26 protein-coding genes and 1 tRNA gene are annotated in these 19,889 nt (G+C 66.7%); 14 read left to right on the top strand and 13 right to left on the bottom strand.

Translation table 11 applies throughout. The features are described 5' to 3' along the window. Positions 1 to 257: 257 nt before the first annotated feature. The gene (locus MKK54_RS15455; RefSeq protein WP_244012077.1) at positions 258 to 599 is read left to right on the top strand and encodes a hypothetical protein; all 342 of its coding nucleotides are present in this window, start codon (positions 258 to 260) and stop codon (positions 597 to 599) included. A gap of 88 nt (positions 600 to 687) precedes the next feature. On the opposite strand, the gene MKK54_RS15450 is transcribed toward MKK54_RS15455, so the two are convergent. After that, positions 688 to 764: transfer RNA gene (locus MKK54_RS15450), tRNA-Arg, on the bottom strand. A gap of 221 nt (positions 765 to 985) precedes the next feature. Here MKK54_RS15450 and MKK54_RS15445 point away from each other — a divergent pair. After that, positions 986 to 2,584: a hypothetical protein gene (locus MKK54_RS15445; protein ID WP_244012076.1), complete on the top strand. Its 1,599-nt coding sequence runs from the start codon at positions 986 to 988 to the stop codon at positions 2,582 to 2,584. Here the strand turns inward: MKK54_RS15445 and MKK54_RS15440 are convergent. Beyond that, positions 2,566 to 2,781, bottom strand: coding sequence for a hypothetical protein (locus MKK54_RS15440; RefSeq protein ID WP_244012083.1), 216 nt, complete (start codon positions 2,779 to 2,781; stop codon positions 2,566 to 2,568). The genes MKK54_RS15445 and MKK54_RS15440 overlap by 19 nt on opposite strands. 883 nt (positions 2,782 to 3,664) lie before the next feature. Here MKK54_RS15440 and MKK54_RS15435 point away from each other — a divergent pair. Both MKK54_RS15435 and MKK54_RS15430 read left to right on the top strand, forming a co-directional pair. Next, complete coding sequence (locus MKK54_RS15435; RefSeq protein ID WP_244012075.1) at positions 3,665 to 4,228, top strand: metallophosphoesterase family protein; 564 nt, start codon at positions 3,665 to 3,667, stop codon at positions 4,226 to 4,228. Positions 4,229 to 4,322: 94 nt separating this feature from the next. Next, complete coding sequence (locus tag MKK54_RS15430) at positions 4,323 to 4,502, top strand: hypothetical protein (protein WP_244012074.1); 180 nt, start codon at positions 4,323 to 4,325, stop codon at positions 4,500 to 4,502. A 55-nt stretch (positions 4,503 to 4,557) separates the two neighbouring features. Here MKK54_RS15430 and MKK54_RS15425 read toward each other — a convergent pair whose 3' ends face one another. From MKK54_RS15425 to MKK54_RS15405, 5 genes are all read right to left on the bottom strand, one after another. Continuing rightward, positions 4,558 to 5,100 (bottom strand): hypothetical protein, encoded by a 543-nt coding sequence (locus MKK54_RS15425; protein ID WP_244012073.1) that lies wholly within the window; start codon positions 5,098 to 5,100, stop codon positions 4,558 to 4,560. Positions 5,101 to 5,439: 339 nt separating this feature from the next. Further along, positions 5,440 to 5,655: a hypothetical protein gene (locus tag MKK54_RS15420; RefSeq protein WP_244012072.1), complete on the bottom strand. Its 216-nt coding sequence runs from the start codon at positions 5,653 to 5,655 to the stop codon at positions 5,440 to 5,442. Positions 5,656 to 5,723: 68 nt separating this feature from the next. After that, positions 5,724 to 6,044, bottom strand: coding sequence for a hypothetical protein (locus MKK54_RS15415; protein ID WP_244012071.1), 321 nt, complete (start codon positions 6,042 to 6,044; stop codon positions 5,724 to 5,726). Continuing rightward, entirely contained in the window at positions 6,038 to 6,307 is a 270-nt protein-coding gene (locus MKK54_RS15410; protein ID WP_244012070.1) for a hypothetical protein, read from the bottom strand. The genes MKK54_RS15415 and MKK54_RS15410 overlap by 7 nt, the downstream gene beginning before the upstream one ends. Next, positions 6,300 to 7,124: an HIRAN domain-containing protein gene (locus MKK54_RS15405; RefSeq protein WP_244012069.1), complete on the bottom strand. Its 825-nt coding sequence runs from the start codon at positions 7,122 to 7,124 to the stop codon at positions 6,300 to 6,302. The genes MKK54_RS15410 and MKK54_RS15405 overlap by 8 nt, the downstream gene beginning before the upstream one ends. Positions 7,125 to 7,642: 518 nt before the next feature. Between MKK54_RS15405 and MKK54_RS15400 the strand changes: the two genes are divergently transcribed. The 3 genes from MKK54_RS15400 to MKK54_RS15390 all read left to right on the top strand — a co-directional run bounded on the left by MKK54_RS15400 (position 7,643) and on the right by MKK54_RS15390 (position 9,243). Beyond that, positions 7,643 to 8,026, top strand: coding sequence for a hypothetical protein (locus MKK54_RS15400; protein WP_244012068.1), 384 nt, complete (start codon positions 7,643 to 7,645; stop codon positions 8,024 to 8,026). A gap of 117 nt (positions 8,027 to 8,143) precedes the next feature. Continuing rightward, complete coding sequence (locus MKK54_RS15395) at positions 8,144 to 8,554, top strand: hypothetical protein (protein WP_244012067.1); 411 nt, start codon at positions 8,144 to 8,146, stop codon at positions 8,552 to 8,554. A gap of 104 nt (positions 8,555 to 8,658) precedes the next feature. Next, the gene (locus MKK54_RS15390) at positions 8,659 to 9,243 is read left to right on the top strand and encodes a hypothetical protein (protein ID WP_244012066.1); all 585 of its coding nucleotides are present in this window, start codon (positions 8,659 to 8,661) and stop codon (positions 9,241 to 9,243) included. A gap of 161 nt (positions 9,244 to 9,404) precedes the next feature. On the opposite strand, the gene MKK54_RS15385 is transcribed toward MKK54_RS15390, so the two are convergent. After that, positions 9,405 to 9,722: a response regulator receiver protein gene (locus MKK54_RS15385; RefSeq protein WP_244012065.1), complete on the bottom strand. Its 318-nt coding sequence runs from the start codon at positions 9,720 to 9,722 to the stop codon at positions 9,405 to 9,407. Positions 9,723 to 9,912: 190 nt separating this feature from the next. Then, entirely contained in the window at positions 9,913 to 10,284 is a 372-nt protein-coding gene (locus tag MKK54_RS15380) for a hypothetical protein (protein ID WP_244012064.1), read from the bottom strand. 128 nt (positions 10,285 to 10,412) lie between these two features. Between MKK54_RS15380 and MKK54_RS15375 the strand changes: the two genes are divergently transcribed. From MKK54_RS15375 to MKK54_RS15365, 3 genes are read left to right on the top strand one after another with little or no spacing between them, the layout of a single operon-like run. Beyond that, a complete protein-coding gene (locus MKK54_RS15375) occupies positions 10,413 to 10,559 on the top strand; it encodes a hypothetical protein (RefSeq protein WP_244012063.1) in 147 nt (48 codons plus the stop codon). Then, complete coding sequence (locus MKK54_RS15370) at positions 10,556 to 10,840, top strand: hypothetical protein (RefSeq protein ID WP_244012062.1); 285 nt, start codon at positions 10,556 to 10,558, stop codon at positions 10,838 to 10,840. Before MKK54_RS15375 ends, MKK54_RS15370 begins: the two co-directional genes overlap by 4 nt. Beyond that, the gene (locus MKK54_RS15365; protein WP_244012082.1) at positions 10,837 to 11,589 is read left to right on the top strand and encodes a toll/interleukin-1 receptor domain-containing protein; all 753 of its coding nucleotides are present in this window, start codon (positions 10,837 to 10,839) and stop codon (positions 11,587 to 11,589) included. Before MKK54_RS15370 ends, MKK54_RS15365 begins: the two co-directional genes overlap by 4 nt. Before the next feature lie 7 nt (positions 11,590 to 11,596). Here the strand turns inward: MKK54_RS15365 and MKK54_RS15360 are convergent, their stop codons facing one another. From MKK54_RS15360 to MKK54_RS15345, 4 genes are all read right to left on the bottom strand, one after another. Continuing rightward, positions 11,597 to 11,953: a hypothetical protein gene (locus tag MKK54_RS15360; RefSeq protein ID WP_244012061.1), complete on the bottom strand. Its 357-nt coding sequence runs from the start codon at positions 11,951 to 11,953 to the stop codon at positions 11,597 to 11,599. 33 nt (positions 11,954 to 11,986) lie between these two features. Continuing rightward, complete coding sequence (locus MKK54_RS15355; RefSeq protein ID WP_244012060.1) at positions 11,987 to 12,754, bottom strand: hypothetical protein; 768 nt, start codon at positions 12,752 to 12,754, stop codon at positions 11,987 to 11,989. A gap of 39 nt (positions 12,755 to 12,793) precedes the next feature. Continuing rightward, complete coding sequence (locus MKK54_RS15350; protein ID WP_244012059.1) at positions 12,794 to 13,099, bottom strand: DNA-binding protein; 306 nt, start codon at positions 13,097 to 13,099, stop codon at positions 12,794 to 12,796. Between the two features lie 96 nt (positions 13,100 to 13,195). Beyond that, positions 13,196 to 13,447: a DUF2188 domain-containing protein gene (locus MKK54_RS15345; protein ID WP_244012058.1), complete on the bottom strand. Its 252-nt coding sequence runs from the start codon at positions 13,445 to 13,447 to the stop codon at positions 13,196 to 13,198. Between the two features lie 304 nt (positions 13,448 to 13,751). Between MKK54_RS15345 and MKK54_RS15340 the strand changes: the two genes are divergently transcribed. From MKK54_RS15340 to MKK54_RS15325, 4 genes are all read left to right on the top strand, one after another. Next, entirely contained in the window at positions 13,752 to 14,081 is a 330-nt protein-coding gene (locus MKK54_RS15340; protein WP_244012057.1) for a CsbD family protein, read from the top strand. 461 nt (positions 14,082 to 14,542) lie between these two features. Then, positions 14,543 to 15,556, top strand: coding sequence for an HWE histidine kinase domain-containing protein (locus tag MKK54_RS15335; RefSeq protein WP_244012056.1), 1,014 nt, complete (start codon positions 14,543 to 14,545; stop codon positions 15,554 to 15,556). 178 nt (positions 15,557 to 15,734) lie between these two features. Then, the gene (locus MKK54_RS15330; protein ID WP_244012055.1) at positions 15,735 to 16,559 is read left to right on the top strand and encodes a Crp/Fnr family transcriptional regulator; all 825 of its coding nucleotides are present in this window, start codon (positions 15,735 to 15,737) and stop codon (positions 16,557 to 16,559) included. Beyond that, positions 16,556 to 19,888, top strand: coding sequence for a PAS domain S-box protein (locus tag MKK54_RS15325; RefSeq protein WP_244012054.1), 3,333 nt, complete (start codon positions 16,556 to 16,558; stop codon positions 19,886 to 19,888). Before MKK54_RS15330 ends, MKK54_RS15325 begins: the two co-directional genes overlap by 4 nt. Position 19,889 lies beyond the last annotated feature (1 nt).

Genomic DNA, 19,889 nt, shown 5'->3' with positions numbered 1-19,889 from the left:
CGGTAGATTAGGTCGGACAGCTGACGAGACGGAGCGCGGGTCCCCTCTCCTGGAAGGAGAGGGACAGGGTGAGGTGCGTGACCTCTCCGGAGATGGACTACACCTCACCCCAACCCTCTCCTTCCAGGAGAGGGAGCCCGTCGCGATCCAGTGATCCGAAGTGATCAGCCGGAACCAGTATCACAGCCGGGATCGCTCGTCTTGGCGTCGGCTTTGTCGGGAACCTACGCGCACCACAAGGGGGCAACTCCAAGCCGATGACCCCGGACATCCCGGTTCTCTCCGAACGCGCCAAAGCGATCGAGGATTGTCCGAGTGGCCAGGACACATGCCTCGTCAGCGAATGGGGTAAACCGTTCACGTCGAACAGCTTCGGCAACAAGGTCAAGGATTGGCGCGTCCAAGCGGGGCTGCCGCACTGCAACGGCCATGGGCTTCACAAAGCGGGCGCCGTCCTCGCAGCCGAGAACGGGGCAGCGATGCATCAGATGATGGCGATCTTCGACTGGCGGACCACCGACACGGCCGAGCCTTATACGAGAAAAGCGTCTCGTCGGACGCTCTCGAAAGGCGGGATGGGCCACGTAAAGTTCAAGTGAACCGCCGTCCCATCTGCGAGCCCGCCAAATTCAGAGTTGGACAACGAGGCCGAACAGTCATCGACTTTCAGCGTCATCATAGAGGGAGTGGCGACCCCGGTTGGGCTCGAACCAACGACCTGCCGCTTAGAAGGCGGCTGCTCTATCCAGCTGAGCTACGGAGTCGGGGCGCCGAAACGGTGGTAGCAGGCCCCTCGCCCCCTGTCACCAAGGGACTCAGTTGAAAGGCGTTTCCCCTCTGCAGAGGCCCCGTTTTCGGGCCATTCCGAAGGGTCCGGCAAACCCTGGCCGGTCCCGTCCCTGGGGATCCGAATACCGGAATTGGCCAATCGCATTTGCTACGGGTGCGCTACGCGGTAGAGCAGACGCCTACCTCGGAGCCATGCATGCCACGGAAAGCCGTCGCCGTCCTCACCGGCAAGCAGATCGACGACTTGATCAGGGACGCCCGCGCGACCCGGGCGGCGGCGCGTGACGTCAGCATCGGCGGGTGCGAGGGCGCCACGCTCCGGCTGACGCCGACGGCGGCGGTCTACTCGATGCGGTTCCGGCACGAGGGCGAGCCCCTGCGCATTCGCCTCGGCGACGCGGACGAGTGGACGCCGGTGCAGGCCCGCTCCGTCGGGGCTGCCGTCCGCCTCCACGTGGAGGAAGGCGCCGGCGTTCCGGACCCGGCCTGGATCGCCCTCAAGCGGGCGGCCCTGTTGGCGAAGGCAACCAAGGGCGAGGCGGTGGTTGTCCCGGCCCACATGCCGAAAAATCGCGCCCCGGAGACGTGGACCTACCGGCAGGCTCGGGAGGCGTGGGTCGTGCATTTGAAGGCCGAGGCGGAGAGCCCGGCTCAGGTCTACCGGCCCGACACCGTTCGGAACTATCGGAGCGTGATCGGCTGCCCGGCGATGCGCGCCCTCGACGACCGGTTCGTCTCCCGCATCCAGGCGCCCGATGTCGCCGAGGCGGTGGCCGGGCTGGTGCGCGAGGGCAAGCGAAGCCAAGCCCGCGACGTCGTCCGCGTCTCGAAAAGGTTCTGGGCCTGGATGGCGGAGCCCGGGCAGGTCCGCCTCAGCGGTGCCGCGCGGAAGGCGATGGAGGAGCTCAAGGCCCCGAAGCTCGGGGACACGAAGTCGAGGCAGCACTTCCCGTTCGTGTCGGAGGTCGCGATCATGCTGTCGATTGCACAGACCGGCATCCTCGTGGATTCGGTCGGGTTCGCGGTCGAGCTTCTCGTGTTCACGGCGCAGCGCCGCCTATCGATCTGCAAGGCGCGCGTCGAGGAGTTCCTGCCCTGGCCCGAACGCGATGGCTGGGGGATCTGGTGGGAAGGGCACCGGAAGGTCGGCCGGGGAAGCCCGACGGCGCGGGACCCGTTCGCCGGTAGCCATGCCATCCCCCTGCCCCCGGTCGCCTGGCACCGGTGCCAAGCCTACATCGAGCGCACCACCGAGGATGCACTGGCGGCCGGGAGGCTGAGGTCGCCTTGGATGTTCCCGCAGGTCCGGGCGCGCCGGGTCGGGGACCGGACGGACTGGCACCTCCACGAGGATACCCTGTCCCACGACGTCGCTGCGATGCCCGGCTGCCGGGCCACGCCCCACGACGTCCGGCGGGCGTTCGCCTCATACCTGCAGGAAGAGGCGGGCATTTCATCGAATCTGGTCGGCCTGGTGATGGACCATGCCAAGAGCGATTTGCTCCACGTCACTGACGCCAACGGCATGACGCGCCGGTACACCCGTGACGAGATGCTCGCCCTGAAGGCGAAGCCGATGACGGCCTGGGTCGAGGCGCTGCGGCTCGCCAGGATCGACGTCGAGCTTCCCGACAGCACCGAGCTCAAGGCCCAACTCGTTGCCGAGCATCAGCGCCAGCGCGGGATCAAGGACGTCGCGGCCGAAACAGCGCGTCGGCGTTCCGTGTCGGCCCAGGCCTACGCCGAGGGGCGAACGTCCCGGCAGCGCAAGCGAGCTCAGCCGACCGTCGCCTGAGCCTCGCGTTCCCGCCGGTCGCGACCGAGCTTGCGTGTCAAGTCCGCCGGCCTGCCCGCTCGGACGTAGCCCCGGCTGACCTGGCCGGACACGGTCGCAATCTCAGTCATCGCGTCGGCCAAGGCCCGGCGCAGGGCATTCCGGGCGTCGCCGCTGGAGGCCTCCAGATAGACGCTTGCGAGCTCGTCCAACGTCACCTCCATGCCCCCCGCGATAGGAACAGATCGTGAACGATATGCGTTCGGGAGTCGAGTCCGGAGGGTGAATGAAGAGGCAGCAGGAACCCAGGAACCTTGGCGAATTTCCATATCGGCGTATCCGCGTGTCGTGCCGGTGGTGCCCTCATCGTAGGGGCGATAACGACACCGAGAAGATGCTAGCCAGGGTCGGGCCACGGGTCAGCCTCGACGCGTTGCTGGTGGCCATCACTGCGTCCTGTCCGAGGCCGAAGCCGTGGGGAAGAAGAGGTCCCTCGCAGTATCTGCCCTGGTGCCGCGCTGTGTATGACGACCTCCATCGAGGTAAGCCCCCGGACAGGGGTTTCACGACACCGGCAGCGCATTGATCTAGTGAGTATGGGCGGCGCCAAGCCGCCTTGTATCGTACAGATGAAGCCCCAAACCAGTTGGTTGCAGAGGTCTATCCGAAAGGTTGGTCGAGCCATTGGCAAGGCCGACCGAGCCCTCCCAAAAAGGCGAAAGAGAGAGGCCCGGCTCACGGTAGTCGGAGGGGGCATCGGCATCGTGTCGGGACTGCTCGTGGGAGGCTCGATAGGAATAGCGACAGGCGGCTCCGGGTTCGGTGTCGCAATCTGGATGATCTGTGCGTTGGCCGGTGCCGTCATCGGAAACCGCGTTGGCCTTGAGGCTGACCGATACGCCGAGGTTGCTACGTCAAGGCCAGGGAATCCGTAACCGTGTCTGACAGTCCCGCTTGCCCAGGGATTCGCGAGCTGCGATCCCTTCGATTCCCCCGGACAACGAGGCGTCCCGTGAAACGAATATTACGCCCCCGCCCGCCCGAAAGACCCATCCCCGGGGCGTGACGCGCATGCGCAGCCCCATAACGGAAGCTGCCAAGATGCGTACCTTTTTCACCGCTGACACCCACTTCGGCCACAAGGGCATCCTCGCCATGTCGGGCCGCCCGTTCGGCTCCATCGAGGAGCACGACGAGGCCCTGATCGCGGCATGGAACAGCGTTGTTGGTCCGCGCGACGAAGTTTGGCACCTTGGCGACTTCGCGATGGGCGTAACCCCGGAGCGATGCGCTCAGATCTTCAAGCGCCTGCGGGGCGCCAGGAAGATCCTGGTGAAGGGCAACCACGATAAGTCCAAGGTGACGAACCTCCCGTGGCACGCACAGCACATGCTGGCCACGCCCAAGATCGAGGGCGTTCGCCTCACCCTTTGCCATTACCCGATGAGGGCGTGGGTGTCCGCATGGCGAGGCGGGATCAATCTGTTTGGGCACACTCACGGCAAGTTGCCGGACACCTCACAGTCCTGCGACGTCGGTGCCGATCGGTGGTCTTATAGGCCGGTGACGTTGGACGAGATCCGCGAGCGCCTCGCGGCGACGCCCACGATTCCCGAAGAGCGTCTCCTTGGACAGCCTGATGAGGACGATGATGGCGAGGCGTGACCGCGTCGTCGGTCCCGGCGAGGTGACCTGCCTTGCGTGCGGGTGGGTGGCCTACGCCGTTACCCGGTCCGAGGCCGAATCGGAGGTCGCATCGATGCGCGCCTACCTCGCCACCCTGTCGGCCACAGACCGCAGGGGCTGGGCGCCGGAGAACCCGAGCGTCGCCTCGTACGTCTGCCTGAAATGCGGCGGGTCGGATTTCCGTCCAGCCCGGTCCGGGGATTGCCCCTACGGCGTCACGGTCAACCCGGTCGTGTGGGAGGGGGACCTCTGAAACGAAGACAGCCCCGGATCGCTCCGGGGCCGTCATCCTTGGTTGGTAGGCAGGCCTACTCGGCGGCGAAGCGCATGTTCCGACGGACCTGATCCAGGAGGCGGGCGGCCCCCTTCAGGTCGTCCATGAGCGCGGCCCACTGCTCGGCCGTGGCGCCTAGGCCGCCCTCCTGGGCGCTCTCGATGCGGCCCTGCGGGGTCATGCGCTCCCAGAAGCGCTTGATCTCGTCGCTCGCCCGTCCCTGGGTGTCGATCTCGCGCTGGCGCCACGCGTAGATCTGCGCGAACAGCTCGGCCTCGGCTCGGTCGTTGCACATGAATGCGGTCATGTGGAACGAGGTCTCGCCCTCGGCCTGCATTCTCAGCAGCACCTCAGCACCGCCCTTGATCTCGGCGAAATCGGCGCCGCACGGCTTGGCCAAATCCGGGAGATCCGGGAAGGCGCCGAAGACCAAATCGTTGGCCTCGAAGACCTTCGCCATCCTCACGGCCTGACGCTTGGGCGAGAGCCCCTTCATGTCCTCACTGTTGAGGTACGCCTTCATGAGCATGTCATGGGCGAACTCAGCGGTGGACGAGAGATGCTTGATGTTGGTCATGTCGTGTAGCCTCCTGCAGAGGGTTGCTCCCTCGCTGTCAGGATAGAAACACACGCGCCCATGACTCCGCGAGTCAATTGACTGGCGGAGCGGGACCTAAAGTGCACCGAGATTAACAGGTGCTCACCTGCAGTAGATTTCACGCAGCCAGGAAAAACACAAGTCCGCAGTTTTTGCTTGGTTAGTCTCTGGTTAACCTGTGAGGGATTCGTGTTACGGTTCTGAGTTAGTCGATGGGAGTGGCCTCACACTGCGTGCCGAGGCGGACGAAATACCGGGCCTCGTCCCCCTCGATCTCCCGCTCCAGGTCCTCGCCCCCGGCGGAGATATCCTCCTGCGTCAGGGACACCCCCTCGACAAATTTGCGGCGAGATCCTCGCCCTCGGGCGTCAGGACGTAGACGGCGCCCAAAGTCGTCATGGGGACGATCTCGAATCCGGCGTCGGCCAAGGACTCCCGCACGGCGTGTGCCGTCCCGAGGGGGGCCATGCCGAGGCGCTGGCGGATCGCGGTCGAGATGGCGCCGTCTATTGTCTGAGTGGGGGTCGTGCTCATGGGACGTTCCTGATGTGCGGGGGTGATCGAACGGCAGCGCCCCTGTCGCCGGGCGCGCGACGGAGACCTCAGGCGGCGCGGTCGGCGGGGAGCGGCAGGGCTGCGGCAGCACGCACGGCTTCCAGGAACTTGCGGGCCGGCTCCTCGCCGGAAAGATCAATGACGATCTGCATTGGACCGACTTGGCCGTCGTGGACAATGCGGTACCCGTCGGACGCGAGGCGCGCGATGATCCGGTCAGCGACTTCATTGGCCGGGCGAGACCCGGAGGCGACGACCTCACCGGCGATGTGGGCGTGGGGGCTGTGCTTGCTCATGACGACCTCGATGATGGGATGACCTGGATCGGAGTGCCCCTGCCGCCGGGCACGCGACGGGGCGATCAGCACCCAGGCGGCTCTTCCTCGTACCGGGCGGCCTCCGCCAGTTTTTCGGCGGGCGTTCGAGCCGGGCGCTCGGCCTCGGCGATGGCGGCATCGAGATGCCTGATCGCCCAGCGTGACGTCCGGAGCAGCGCGGCCTCGACCCGGCGCAGGGCATCCCCATCCGTGCCGGCACGTGCCGCGGCCATGGCGGTGGCGAGGCGCCGTCGGGTCTCGACGGCATCCAGGCGGTAGAGGCCATCGACGAATGAGCGGGGGGGCTCAGACATTGGCCGAGGTCTCCGCCTGGATGCGGGGGACGTAGACCGAGGCGCGATCCAGCTTGCTGCGGGGGGCGCGGGCCCAGGCGCGGATCTCGTCGGCGAATGCCTGGGTGAGCTCCGCGTAATAGTCGTACCGGCTGATGACGACGCCGGCCTTCTTCCCGATGCGGACCACGGTCGAATCGGAGCACGCCAGATCCCCGGCGAGGTCCGACAGGTCGATGCGCGATCCGATGGCTGGAAGGGCCGGCTCGAATCCGACCGCCATCAGGGTCTCGGCCGCGTCGGCAAGGCGGCGCCTGCGATGGGCCTGCAGGATGTGCGTGAAACGCTCCGCCCGACGCTGGAGACGGCGTTCTCTCTTCGGGCGCGCCGGGGCCTCCAGGGCGTCCCGGACGACGTGCTCGATGTGGCGCTCATATAAAGGAGTGGCCGCGGCGCCGACGACGAGGGCACGGAGGCTCCAGGCCTCGCCGTCGCCGGGGTCCACGACATACACCCGGGCGGCCGCGCCGGCATCGAGGAGCGGGGCAACCTGGGCCGCGGCATAGCGGGGGAGGTGCCCGAGCATGTGCTCGTTCCTCCACCAAATCTGGCAAGCGTTCCCGTCGTACTCGTTCTCGGGATCACGGACGATGTGGAGCCGGTCGCCCGGCTGCGGGCGAAGGCGCGTCCCGGTCATCTCGTCCCGGGCGTCGTAGCGATAGAACTGGAGCCCAGCGATCTCGGACGAGAACCACGGCTCGCCCTTGGCCAACACGGCGGCCTCGATTCCCACGGGGGCGTCGAGCAGGCCGGAGAGGTCGGGGACGGCGTCGGCCATCACGATGCCCACGCGGCCACGAGAACGGACCCGTCCGCGGCGTGGATGACGACTTCTCTTGGCCGACGCGGCTCAAAGGTCGGCTCCGCGCGCTGGAGATTGATCGTGCGCAGGACTGAGTCCCCAGGCGGGCGGCGTCCGTTCAGGACGTCATTCAGGTAGCCGAAGCTCAGACCGTGACGGTCTGCCCACACCTTCTGGCCGCCTACGGCTTTGCATGCCGCCCGCAGCCTATCGATAACGTCACTCCTCTTGAGGACGGTCCCACCGGTGGTCATTAAGGTACGCCTTTGTCGATTCCTCCGACAAAGATAGCGCCGATCCGCGTATTCGCAAGAATTTCAATTCATACGAATGTCAAAGAATTCCAAAAGCCACAGCCGATTAAGTGATACCATCAATACACCAGAAATTCTCAATTGTCGCATGGTGCGCTTTGTCTGTCTTATGGCATTCCCCATCGCAGGGTCGGGTGGTTTAATACGTCAGTTGACGGATTCGACAGGAGCACACCCACGATGTTCAGCCTCATCCTCCTCGCCATCGTCCTCGGGGCCATCGCTGCCTCGGCGGTCTCGGCGGCTCACTCTCCCGTCCCCGTGACGCAGGCCCTGCCGCTCGCCTGCCTGGGGCTCTCGTGGCGCCGCGTCGGCGAGCGCAACACCAGGAACGGGCCGAAGACCCTGTGGCGCTCGGAGCCGGCAGACACCTCGGTGTTCCAGCGCGCCTACGCCGCCCACAGGGACGCCATGCGCGTCGTTGGTTTCTCGTGGGATGACCGGACGCCCGTCTGCTGGGAAAGCATCCCGGCCGCGAGCGACGAGGAGGTCCTCGCTGTCGTGGCCGCCGCCGAGGTCAAGGCCGACGCCCTGAAGGAGCAGGAGCGCATCGAGCGGCTCTAGGAGGCCGACAGAGACTGGCTGGAGCACGGGGCCGAGAGGGCGCAGGCCGTCGCCCGACTACGGGAATGCCTCGACGGCAAGCCCTGGGCGTGGACGAAGCGGAAGCGCGAGTGGGCCGTGGCCATTCTCGACAACGTGGATCAGCCCACGGCAAGGGCCGCCCGGATCGCCGCCGAGCTCGTGACCGAGGTCGAGGCCATGATCGCCGCGGTGATCGCCCGCCTCGGTAAGGAGAGGATCATCGAGTGGTGGGATCGCGCCGGTGACGAGGGCGTCCGCATCGCCGTCCTGCAGGCTTGCCGCGTCCTCTCAGGTCTGGATGAGGACCGCGCCGCCATCCGGAACGGGATCGGTTGGAGCGCCGCCCACAGCCACGTCGGGCATGTCGTCGCCAGCCTGTCCGAGCTCGATCAGACCCAGGCCTCGCACGCCCTCAGGGCCGTCTGGACTAACCGGAAACAGATCCCGGTCGAGTTGCGCGAGCGGATCTTCGAGACCCCAGCCCCGGAGCTCGGGCTCACCCCCTAGTCGATTTCGTAGCCCACCGGAACAATCAAGATCTCACCACCAGGACAGGACACCCACCCCTCATGCTTAAAGCAGCCCTCCGCGCATTCGCCGTCGCCCTCGCCATGGCGACCACCTTCACCGTAAAGGCCGTCTGGGAATCTGGCCGATGGGTCCTTCGCTCGGTTCGGGACAGCCTCCGCCCGCCCGTAGGCGCCCATGCCGAGGTCGAGGACGCCCTCGATGCCATCGCTACGAAAGCCGAATCCGCGACGTCTGCCGTCTCGGTCCCCGCACTCGGATCCGCCGTCACCGTGAAGCCGGCGGCCACGCCGATTCCGCTGGACCCAATCCTCGCGAAGGGCCGCATCGCCTCCGCCTACGCCAGTGCGATGCTGACCCTCAACGACGAGCCTTCGACCGAGGGCCTGGACGAGGCCAGCGCGGCGTGGCTGAATTCTCTCAACGCCTCCGAGTTGATGCAGATCGACCGCTACGGCGCCCACCGGGTCGGCAGCCACATGGCGGGCCTACGCCAGATCGAAGGGCTTCCGCTCACCCCCACCCCGGCGGAGTACCGGAGCGCCCTCTGTGCGGCGGCGCAGATCATGCCTGAGATGCGGGCGAACATCCGAGACGATGAGACGCTGAAGCGGGTCATTGAGGAGATGCTGGACCAGGAGCCCGAGCGGTACGCCCCCGCGATGTAAGCCAACCCGCTTCAACGAACAGGCCCGCCCGGGATGACCGGAGCGGGCCTTTTTGATGCTCGGATGGCACCCTGCGACATGCGCGCGCACCCCCCAAGAAAACTGTTGTGCCACCCCGCTTGCACACACGGTGTGCTGACGTGCGCACACCGAATGTCGTCTCAGGCTGCCCTCATCACGCGGACGAGCAAGCCCTTCGCCCGGAGGGTTTCCGCCTTCGAGGCAGCGAGCTCGCGCTGCAGGCGGGCGTTCTCCGACACCAAGGCGGCGTTCTCGGCCTGGGTCGCGAAGAGCACCTGACGCAGGGCATCGACGGCCCGGGCGGCGCGCTGGGAGGCGTGAATGTTGCGGTTGGCCTGCACGGCATCGGCATGGGCCTGCGCGGCGAGGCGGTCCTGGCGAGCCCTATGGAGGACGCCCGCGAGACCGAGGCCAGCAGCGTCGAAGGGGGCAACGATTGCGTGGGGGGTCTGGCTCATCGGGGGTCTCCTCAGCGCTCGGTGTGAGGAGACGATCGCAGGTCGAGATTTACCCGTCGATGGGGAGCCAACACCTGTCCCTGGGCTGGACGCAGAAACAGGCGATCCATTTCGTGTAGGGTTAGCGCCCCGTTACTTCTTTAGTGAGTAACGGATAATCCGCTGGACGGCATCCGGCTGTAACGCGTGATCACACAATCCGGAGTCGCTGCGCCAGCACCTTTCCGGCGGTCTTCCTGTCGATGTGGCGCCCCTGAGTGAGCGTCAGCATGGCCTCGGCCATCAGGGTCTCCAGCGGCAGGCGGAAAATGCTCATGTCGCCACCCTTGGCCTGGATGCGGGCGGCCGCGTTGCCCTTCACGAGGACGGTCGCCAAGGCGGAGACGATTGCCGTATCGACCACCCGCGGGTCTGGCAGCCCCTGCGCCTTCCGCTCCGCGCGCTCTTCCCTCTTGCGCTGGGCCTCGCCCCGGCGTCCGGCGGCCGCCTGCGCAGAGGCGCTCTCGATTGGGGACGGGAGGGGCGTGCCGGGCGTGGGGAATACGGTCATCATCTGGGTCATGGTGGCCTCCGGGGGAATGAGGGATTCTCCCCCTCGGGGCCGAAAACGGCAAATCCGGACGGTGTCCGAGGCCGACGCCGTCCGCAGGCGGGGTTGTCCGTTGCGGACACCGTCCGCACCGTCGGGGCATGCTCAAGATTGATATCGAGATCGACATTTCTGCCTTCGAGAAAAACGTCGACGACCACAGGGTTCGCGCCTTCCAGCCGGCCGTCGTGGAGTCCCTGAACAAGGCTGGCGAGGCCAGGCGGGACGCCGTCCGGAAGGGGGGATGATCTCGGCTTTCGGCCTCCCCAATATGTTCACGCTGGCGGGCGTCGACATCGTGAAGGCGAGCGTCAGGACGGACGGCGGCGATCCGTCGGTACTGATCTTCATCCGGGATCGGACGGCGTCCTACCTCGATCTGCACGTCGAAGACGGCGTCCGTCGTGCCGGCTACCCTCGGAGTCCAACGGCCACCGTCCCGCAACCGATGCGGCGGATACACAGCCATCCCCATCGACGAACGGAACAAAACAGGTTCGGGACGCATGAATCCCGAACTTGGCCGTGATCACGACGGGGGCTTCCATGCGCGCCCGCGCCCTCAACCCAATCAAGAAGTCCGTCGCCCCTCCCAAGGCAGCCGCCGCGTCGCGACCGACGCCGAAGGCCGCCTTCCCGCCGAAGGCGACGTCGGAAAAGCCCGAGGTTCGCGTCTTCGTGTCCTACTCGCATCGCGATGCGGACGCCCGCGCCCGCCTCGAAACCCATCTGGCGCCACTCAAGCGCGACGGCGTCACGACCTGGTTCGACGGTGACCTCAACGCCGGCGACAAGCTCGACACGGAAATCTCCCGCGCGCTCCGGAACGCCCACGTTTTCGTGGGCCTGCTCAGCCCCGATTACCTCGCCAGCAATTACTGCTGGAAAATCGAATACCGGCGCGCCATGAACCGGCGCGCCAACAGGACCATGCAGGTCGTCGCGGTCGTCGTGCGGCCCTGCGACTGGAAATCGACCTCCGCCGCGGGCTTCAAGCTCCTGCCAGAAGACGGCAAGAAGGCGACCCGCTGGCGCAGCGCCGACGATGCCTACCTCAACGTCGCCCAGGGCATCCGGCGCGTCGTCGCGACCGTCCGGAAAGAGCTCGCCTCGAAGGCGATCACGTCGCCGGCCAGGAAGCGGCCGGCCGGACCGAAGGCAGTCTCCAAGTCGGCGATCAAGCCGCAATCGCCCCGCTCGCCGAAGACCGTCATCGCGGGCGCCCGCACCGCTCGCCCGCCCGCTGCGAAACCTCGGGCCGGGCGCAGGAAGCCTTGATCGGTCCCTAGATCAGGCCAGGGCTCGCCTCGGCCCAGATTAGCCGGAGGGTGGTTCCGTACATCTCGACTTTCAGGCCCGTCGCGTCCCGCAGTGCCTGCTCCATGCCAGCGAGTGCGCCCTTGCCGAAGCCATAGGTGGTCATCTCCAGAGAGGCTTCCTTGCACTCGGCCCGGTCGACGGCCTCCTGAACGATCCGGCCAAGGTTCGTCTCGACGAAGTCGGTCCCGGCATCCCGGCCATACAGCTTCACGTTCCGGAACAGGTCGTCGATGTTCGAGCCGCGCTGCATCTGCCGGAACCGGTCCTCCAGCGCCTTCAAGTAGGCGCCCTGGACCCTCGCCTTGATCTCACCTGGGGTCACCGAATCGTCTCCCGTCCAGACCGAGACCCGAGGCTACCCGGTCCGCGCCATCTGCAACAACGGGACTTCACCATCCCAAGGCACCTCGCCGGTCAGGGCGGCGAACCTGCCGTCGGCCAGCTCCTCAAACGGCCGGTGCTCGTCGATGCGGACCCGAAGCTTGTAACGCAGCCGGCCGGGCATGATCTTCTGGAAACGCCTCGTTTCGAGGACCAGTTGGGACGGCATCCTCGCCAGGATATCCTCGACCGGCAACGGGCCGTGTTCCACCAGGATCTGGTGCACGCTCAGGACGAACATGCGCCAGAAGGGGCGCTTGCCCAGGAGGTCGGCCTCGGCGGACTCCTGTATGCCCGCCGCCTCGTCGACCGCCGGAGCGACCGGTGCGAGGCTGAACCTCCCCTCGATCTCCGCCACCCCCTCGACCGCCTCCGACAGCCGAAGGAGGTGGTAGCGCAACCATGCCGGCGTCAGCGGTAGCCCGACCTCCGCGCCGCGCGCCTTCAGGCGGTCCGGCAGCGCCCGAAAGAGCCCGTCGATGGCCATGGGACCTTTCCTGCGCATCGACGCCTCGACCGCATCCCGCACGTCCTGCCAAAACGCGTCGGCATCCCGGGCCCGCTTCCTGCCCATCAGGGTCTCGACGAACCCGGCCAGGTCGGGGGCATCCGGATCGGACGCCACCGGCGGCTCGGGAAGGACCGGGCGAGTATCAGGCGACGTCTCGCCGCCGGGGCGCGACCGGTCGACCTGAAGTCGCAGCGCCGCCACCTCCTCCTCTAGCTCCTCGACCCTATCCAAGGCCTCTTCGAGCGTGGATCGCTCCCGGGCGGCACCATCCTAGCGGGCGGCGTACTCAGCCAGCCGCTCCCTGGTCACCTCGATCCGAGCCTGCTCCAGCATCTCCCGCCCAAGCGTCGCCAGCCGGGTCGCGAACGCATCCGGCAGCGCAGCCTCCTCGATGATTGGCTGGTATTTCTCGACCCGCTTCCAATTGAAGAGCGGCCGGGCGATGTCGCTGAAGGACCCCTTCCCGAGTTCCTTCCTCACCGACCGAACGGAAACACGCTCCTTCCAGCCGTCCTGCCCGGGCGGCCTCGCCCGTATCCTCGCGGCCGCGTTCCAGACCTCGTTCCGCCCGACCATGCCCGCCACCTAGAATTAACGGCGGCATCTTCGGCGGAAGCGATGAAGAAACGGTCGAGGTCCGACCCAAGTGGCGCCTGTTCCCCGAGAGCTAACTCAACCGGGCGACTTCTTGGGATCCGCCCCGTAGGTTCGCTCCTCACGGATCGTACCATCGCTCTTATGCAGGACGGCCTGCCCAAGGCCGCCGGCATCCTGCGCCGCATGGCCGGCCTTCACCGCGGCACGTTCGGCGGTGGCCTGCTTGCGATGGTTCGAAACCACCTCGCCTCCTTGCTGGACGACCCAACCATTGCCGTCCTTCTTGGGTGTCGAGTGGAAGACCTCGCGCTTGGGTGATTTGGCCATGACTTCCTCCATCTATCGCCGCTCGACAAATCGGATGCCGGCGAGCCGGCTTCAAGTCATTGATCCATCGAACCCAGTATTCAGAACGTCACGACGGAGCCCATCGATATCCGGTCGGTCCGACCGGGGTCATAGTGCACATGTCCCGGAAACCATGAGCTTGGCCGGAACAAGGTTGCACACGAATCGTTTTTGATCCGCTGCCGACGCATCGCGATACCAGGTCTGCAATGCGTCAAGTCGCTGCCGCCAAGGATCTCGCGGGCCGTCGCACAACCCATCCGAGCCGAGCTGGAGGACGATCATGGTCGACACGCACCGCATCACGGGCGCCGCGAAGGATCTCGCCGGCAAGGCGCAGGGCGCCATCGGAGACCTGGTCGGGTCGCATGACGACTCGGTCAAGGGGCGCCTCCACGAGGCCCAGGGCTCGGCCGAGAACCTCTACGGGCAGGCCAAGGACGCGGCCCGGCACGTCGCCGACGAGGTCTCCGACTATGCCGAGGACGCCTACGACCACGGCAAGCGGCAGTTGCACGACGTCCACGAGCGCTCGACCGAGTGGCCGCATGCCTCCCTCGTCGTGGCAGGCCTCGTCGGGTTCGGCCTGGGGCTCCTCGTCGCCAAGCTTTGAGGCCCGCTTTTCAATTTTTCGAATTAGCGTGACTTCCGGAGATCCAAGTTCCGCCGCGGCACGGCAGCGAGGGGCGTCACGGGCGCCCAGGCGGGAGCTTTTTTCGAGCTGGACCGTCTCGCACGCGGTGCCGTCGGCCATGAGGCCTTCGCGCGTGAGTTGGCGAGGATCTCAGAGATCCTCAGGTGCGACGGGCACCATGCCTCCGCAGAAGGTATGATGAACCTCAGCCTTCACCACCGCATCAGGGGCATGGAAGTTCGCGGCAACCTCGCGGCACTCAGGAACGACGTCCCACATGAGGCCGGTGGCGAGTGATATCGGGTGGTAGCCCGTCGAGCGCCCGGTAACGGGACGCGACCGCAACCCGCACCTTCATCCCCCGGAAAGTCGGCAACCGATGTTTGGTCCGCCGGTTGCCCGTCCAGGCCTGACGCGAGCGGCCGGGACCGGAGGCGACCGTGTTTGAGGACGAGGAGGCAAGGCGTGGCCGGCCCGATCCGGACGTGCTCCTTGCCGCGGTCGAGGCGACCGGCGAGGCCATCATCATCACCTCGGCCGTGCTTGACGAGCCGGGACCCACCATCGAGTACGCCAATGCCGCCTTCACCCGGATGACCGGCTACGCGGCCGACGAGGTCCTGGGCCGCTCCCCGCGCCTCCTGCAGGGCCCCCTGACCGACCGGGCCGTACTCGACCGGATGCGGGCCGCCTTCCTCGCCGGCGAGGCGTTCCAGGGCGAGGCACTCAACTACCGCAAGGATGGCACGACCTATGTCGTCGAGTGGCTGATCACCCCGTTGCGCGACGACGACGGGCGCATCACGCGTTGGGTCTCCGCCCAGCGGGACATCACCGACCGCCGGGCCGCGGAGGACCGCCAGGCCCTGATGGTCCGGGAACTCCACCATCGTGTGAAGAACACGCTGGCTACCGTCCAGGCCATCCTCAACGCGAGCCTGCGCTCGACCGGCGGCCTGGCCGAGTTCCGCCAAGCCTTCACCAACCGGATCGCCTCGCTCGCCAAGACGCATGCCCTCATCACCGAGGACGCCGGCCAGGTTGTCACCTTCGAGGGACTCCTGCGGACCGAGTTGGAGGCCTACGACGAGCCGGGACGCCAGCGCGTGACACTCGACGGCCCGAGGGTCAGGTTGATTTCCGAGCAGGCGGTTCCGATGGGCATGGCGCTGCACGAGTTGGCTACCAACGCGATCCGGCATGGTGCGTTGGGCCACCCGTCAGGCCGGCTGGAAGTCCGCTGGTCGCTTCAGGACGTCCCGGATGGCCAAGCCCTACTCTGGACCTGGCACGAGCGGGGCGGTTCGCCCGTCGCCCCGCCGGCGCGCGAGGGCTTCGGCTCCCAGCTTCTCAACCGCGTGCTCAGGCTTCAGGTAGGCGCGACGGTCGAGACCTCATTCGAGCCGGACGGATTGAGCGTGACCGTCACCCTTCCGCTTCCGAGCCAGAAATAGGCATCCTGGCCGGTGGCGGACGTCTTGGCCGGGCACGTCCGCCATCTGCGACGCAGGCTTTGCGCGACGGCTCACGACAATATGACAAAAAACGACAAAGGCTCGATTGTGGCAGATAATCGCTCATGCCATACGGCGACCACGGTGGCCGTTCCACCGGCCGCGAAATTCTCATTCCATGTCGAGCCATCCTTCCAATCCATTCGAAGGCAATCTCCTGCTTTCCGCTCTCGACCCTCGGGACGCGGCTTTGTTGGAGCCTCATGTCGTGCGCCGCGACCATCCGCGCGGTGACACGCTTTTTCAGGTCGATGACGACGTCTCGCACGTCACATTCCCCCTCAACCGAACCGTGGCGACCCTTGTGGTCCCCCTGTGCAGCGACCGAACCGTCGAGACGGCCACGGTTGGGCACGAGGGCGCCATTGGCGGGGTAGTCAGCCAGGGATACCTGCCAGCCTTCAGCCGATGCGTGGTCCTGGTGGAGGGCTCCGCGCTTCGAATGGACGCCGACCGCCTCCGGGAGGCCAAGAAGGCATCGCCGACGCTGAACGACCTATTCGTGCGCTACGCCGACTGCATGCTCGCCCAAGTCCTGCAATCGGTCGCCTGCAACGCCGGCCATCCCATCGGGCAGCGCGTCCTGCGCTGGCTTCTAGGCCTGCAGGATCGGCTCGGAACCGACGACCTGCCGGTCACCCAAGCCGTACTGGGCAACATGCTCGGGGTCGGACGCTCCCACATGACCGGGGTGCTCGCCAACCTTCAGCGCCAGGGCCTGATCCATCTCGGACACGGCCGCATCCACATGCTCGATAGGGCACGGACGGAAGCCGCCTGCTGCGACTGCCATTCCCGGGTGCGCCGCCACTTCAGAACCGTGTTGGGTGCCACCTATGCGCCGGACGGAAAGTTCACCGCCATCGAGACCACGGAACCCGGTACGCCGCCGAGGCCACGGCCCGAGGCCATCCTTCCGAAAGTCCGGGAAGCGGCCCCATGATCACGTTCCTCGATGGTTCCGGCGAGATGGCGTCGCGGATGCGCGCGTTCGACTGGAGCACGACCTCGCTCGGGCCCCCGGAGAATTGGCCGGCCGGCCTGCGCACGGCCGTCAGGCTTCTGCTGAACAGCCACCACCCCATGCATATCTTTTGGGGGGCGGAGGCGATCTTCTTCTACAACGATGGATTCGTGCCCTCGGCCGGTCTGGAGCGGCATCCATCCGCGCTTGGGAGGCCGGCGGCGGAGAGCTGGGGCGAGATCTGGCCCGTCATCGGCACGGAGGTGGACAGGGTCCGCAGCGGCGGCGGCCACACCTGGTACGAGGACCAGCACGTGCCGATCCTGCGCAACGGCTGTTTGGAAGATGCCTACTGGACCTACGGCTTCAGTCCCATCGACGACGATACCGCACCGAACGGGATCGGCGGGGTCATTTCGATCCTCACCGAGACCACCCGGCGCAAGGAGTTGGAAGGCAGCCTGCAGGGGCTGAACTTGACCCTGAAGGCCGAGGGCGACCGCCTGCACGAGATGTTCGAGCAAGCTCCGAGCTTTATGGCGGTGCTGCGCGAACCCGACCATCGCTTCGAGCTCACCAACGACGCCTACCGACGCCTGATCGGCGGACGCGACGTGGTCGGCCTCACCGTCCGCGAGGCACTCACCGACGTCGACGGGCAGCCGTTCTTCGACCTGCTCGACCGGGTCTACGCCACGGGCGAGCCGTTCGTCGGACGCGGCATGGAGATCTGGCTGGAGCGCACGCCCGGCGCGCCGAGCGAGCGACGCATCCTTGACTTCATCTATCAACCGATCCGGGACCGAGCCGGCGTCGTGACCGGCATTTTCGTCGAGGGCAACGACGTCACCGAGATGAAGGTGGCTACGGACGAGCTTCGCGAACGTGAGCAGCGCCTGAGCCTCATCGTCGGGGCTGCCACCGACTACGCCATCCTGACCCTCGACGGCGACCGGACCGTCACGAGTTGGTCGGCCGGCGCCGCGGAGATCTTCGGTTATGCCGAAGATGAGATTGTCGGTCGGGGCGTCGACACGCTGTTCACGCCGGAGGATCGCGAGGCCGGACAACCGGCCCGGGAACTCGCCGGTGCGCGCGCCGACGGCCGATCACCCGACGTCCGCTGGCACCTGCGCAAGGACGGTGGTCGCGTCTTCCTCAACGGTTCGATGCGGACCCTGCGCGACGCTGCCGGCCAGGAACTCGGATTCCTGAAAATCGCCCGTGACGAGACCGAGCTTCGACGGGCCGAAGAGGCGCTTCGGCAGGGCGAGGAGCGCTTTCGGACGATCCTAGACACCGTCCAGGCGGCCTTCGCCATCGTTCAGGTCAAGTTCGACGCCGACGACGTGCCGGTGGACTACCTGTTCGTCGAGGCCAATCCCGCCTTCGAGCGCGAGGCCGGGGTCAATTTGCGCGGCAAGTGGGTCACCGAGTTCGCCCCGGACCTGGAGCGCTTCTGGTTCGAGACCTACGGTCGTGTCGCGAAAACCAGGGTGCCGGAAAACTTCGAGAACTATGCCAAGGCGTTCGGGCGGTGGTTCGACGTCCGGGCCGTCCCGGTCGGGAACGCTGCCGACCTCCAGATCGCGCTGATCTTCAACGACGTCACCGAGCGTCGCGATGCCGAGGAACGCCTACGCGCCAGCGAGGCTCTCGCACGCGAGAACGCGGAACGCGTCCAACTCGCCCTGGCCGCCGGCGCGATCATCGGCACCTGGCACTGGGATCTGCCAAGCGACCGCTTCACAATCGACGAGGCGTTCGCGCGTTCCTTCGGCGTTGATCCGGCGCTCGGTCGGGAAGGCATCCCGCTCGCCCGCATCGTCGAGACCGTCCATCCCGACGACCAAGCCGGCCTGGCGAAGGCCATCGAGGAGGTAATCCAGCGCGGTGGGGCCTACGCCCACCAGTACCGCACCCGACGTGCGGACGGGAACTACTACTGGCTGGAAGCGAACGGCCGGGTCGAGCACGCGCCGGACGGTACGCCGCTGACCTTCCCGGGGGTCCTCCTGGACGTGGATGGGCGGCGCGCCGTCGAGGCGGAGCGCGACCGTGCCGCGGCGGAATTGCGGGCACTGAACGAGACGCTGGAGCAGCGGGTCTCGGAGCGCACGGCCGAACTGATGACGGCCGAGGAGGCGCTGCGCCAGAGCCAGAAGATGGAGGCCGTCGGACAGCTCACAGGCGGCGTGGCGCACGATTTCAACAACCTGCTGACCATCATCCGCTCGTCGGTGGACTTCCTGCGGCGCCCGGAACTGCCCGACGCCCGCAAGCAACGCTATCTCGACGCCGTCTCGGATACGGTCGACCGGGCCGCCAAGCTGACCGGGCAGCTCCTCGCCTTCGCGAGACGCCAGGCCCTGAAGCCCGAGGTGTTCGACGTCGGCACAAGGGTGCGCGGCGTGAGCGACATGCTCGATACGGTCACGGGTGCGCGGATACAGGTCACCACCGTCGTACCGGAATGTCCGTGCTTCATCCGCGCCGACCTCAGCCAGTTCGAAACGGCGCTGGTCAACATGGCCGTGAACGCCCGTGACGCCATGGACGGCGTGGGCAAGCTGACCCTACGTCTGTCCTGCAACGTACCCATGCCTCCGATACGAGGGCACGCCGGCTCGCAGAGCCGCTTCGCGGCGGTCTCCGTCACGGACGAGGGCACCGGCATAGCGCCGGACCAGCTTTCGAAAATCTTCGAGCCGTTCTTCACCACGAAGGAGGTCGGGAAGGGCACCGGCCTCGGCCTGTCCCAGGTGTTCGGCTTCGCCAAGCAATCGGGCGGCGACGTCGACGTCGAGAGCGAGATCGGCGTAGGCACCACCTTCACCCTCTACCTGCCAGAGGTCGAGGTCGAGCCGTCGGATGCGCCGAAGGTCGACCCCAACCAGCTGCTGGCTCCGGTCGGGGCGGGGCAACACGTGCTGGTGGTCGAGGACAACATCGAGGTCGGCCGTTTCTGCACGCAGATCCTCGACGACCTCGGCTATGTCACGGCGCTGGCCAGCAACGCCGAAGAGGCCCTGGAGATGATCGGCTCTGATGGGGGTGGCTTCGACGCCGTGTTTTCGGACGTCGTCATGCCGGGAATGGGCGGCGTCGCCTTCGCCAGGGCCCTGCGCGACAGGCTCCCTGAACTGCCGGTGGTGCTGGCCTCGGGCTACAGCCACGTTCTGGCAAGCGGGGACGACCACGGCTTCGAGCTTCTGCACAAGCCGTACTCGGCCGAGCAACTCGCCCGTGTGCTGCGCCGTGTCACGGCCAAGCCGGTCATGCCGTTGCCGCAAGAGGCGAATGCGTGAT

Source organism: Methylobacterium sp. J-068, from assembly GCF_022829445.1.
Classification (GTDB): Bacteria; Pseudomonadota; Alphaproteobacteria; order Rhizobiales; family Beijerinckiaceae; genus Methylobacterium.
The sequence above is the reverse complement of the archived record's forward strand: the minus strand, read 5'-3'. Positions and strand labels throughout refer to the sequence as shown.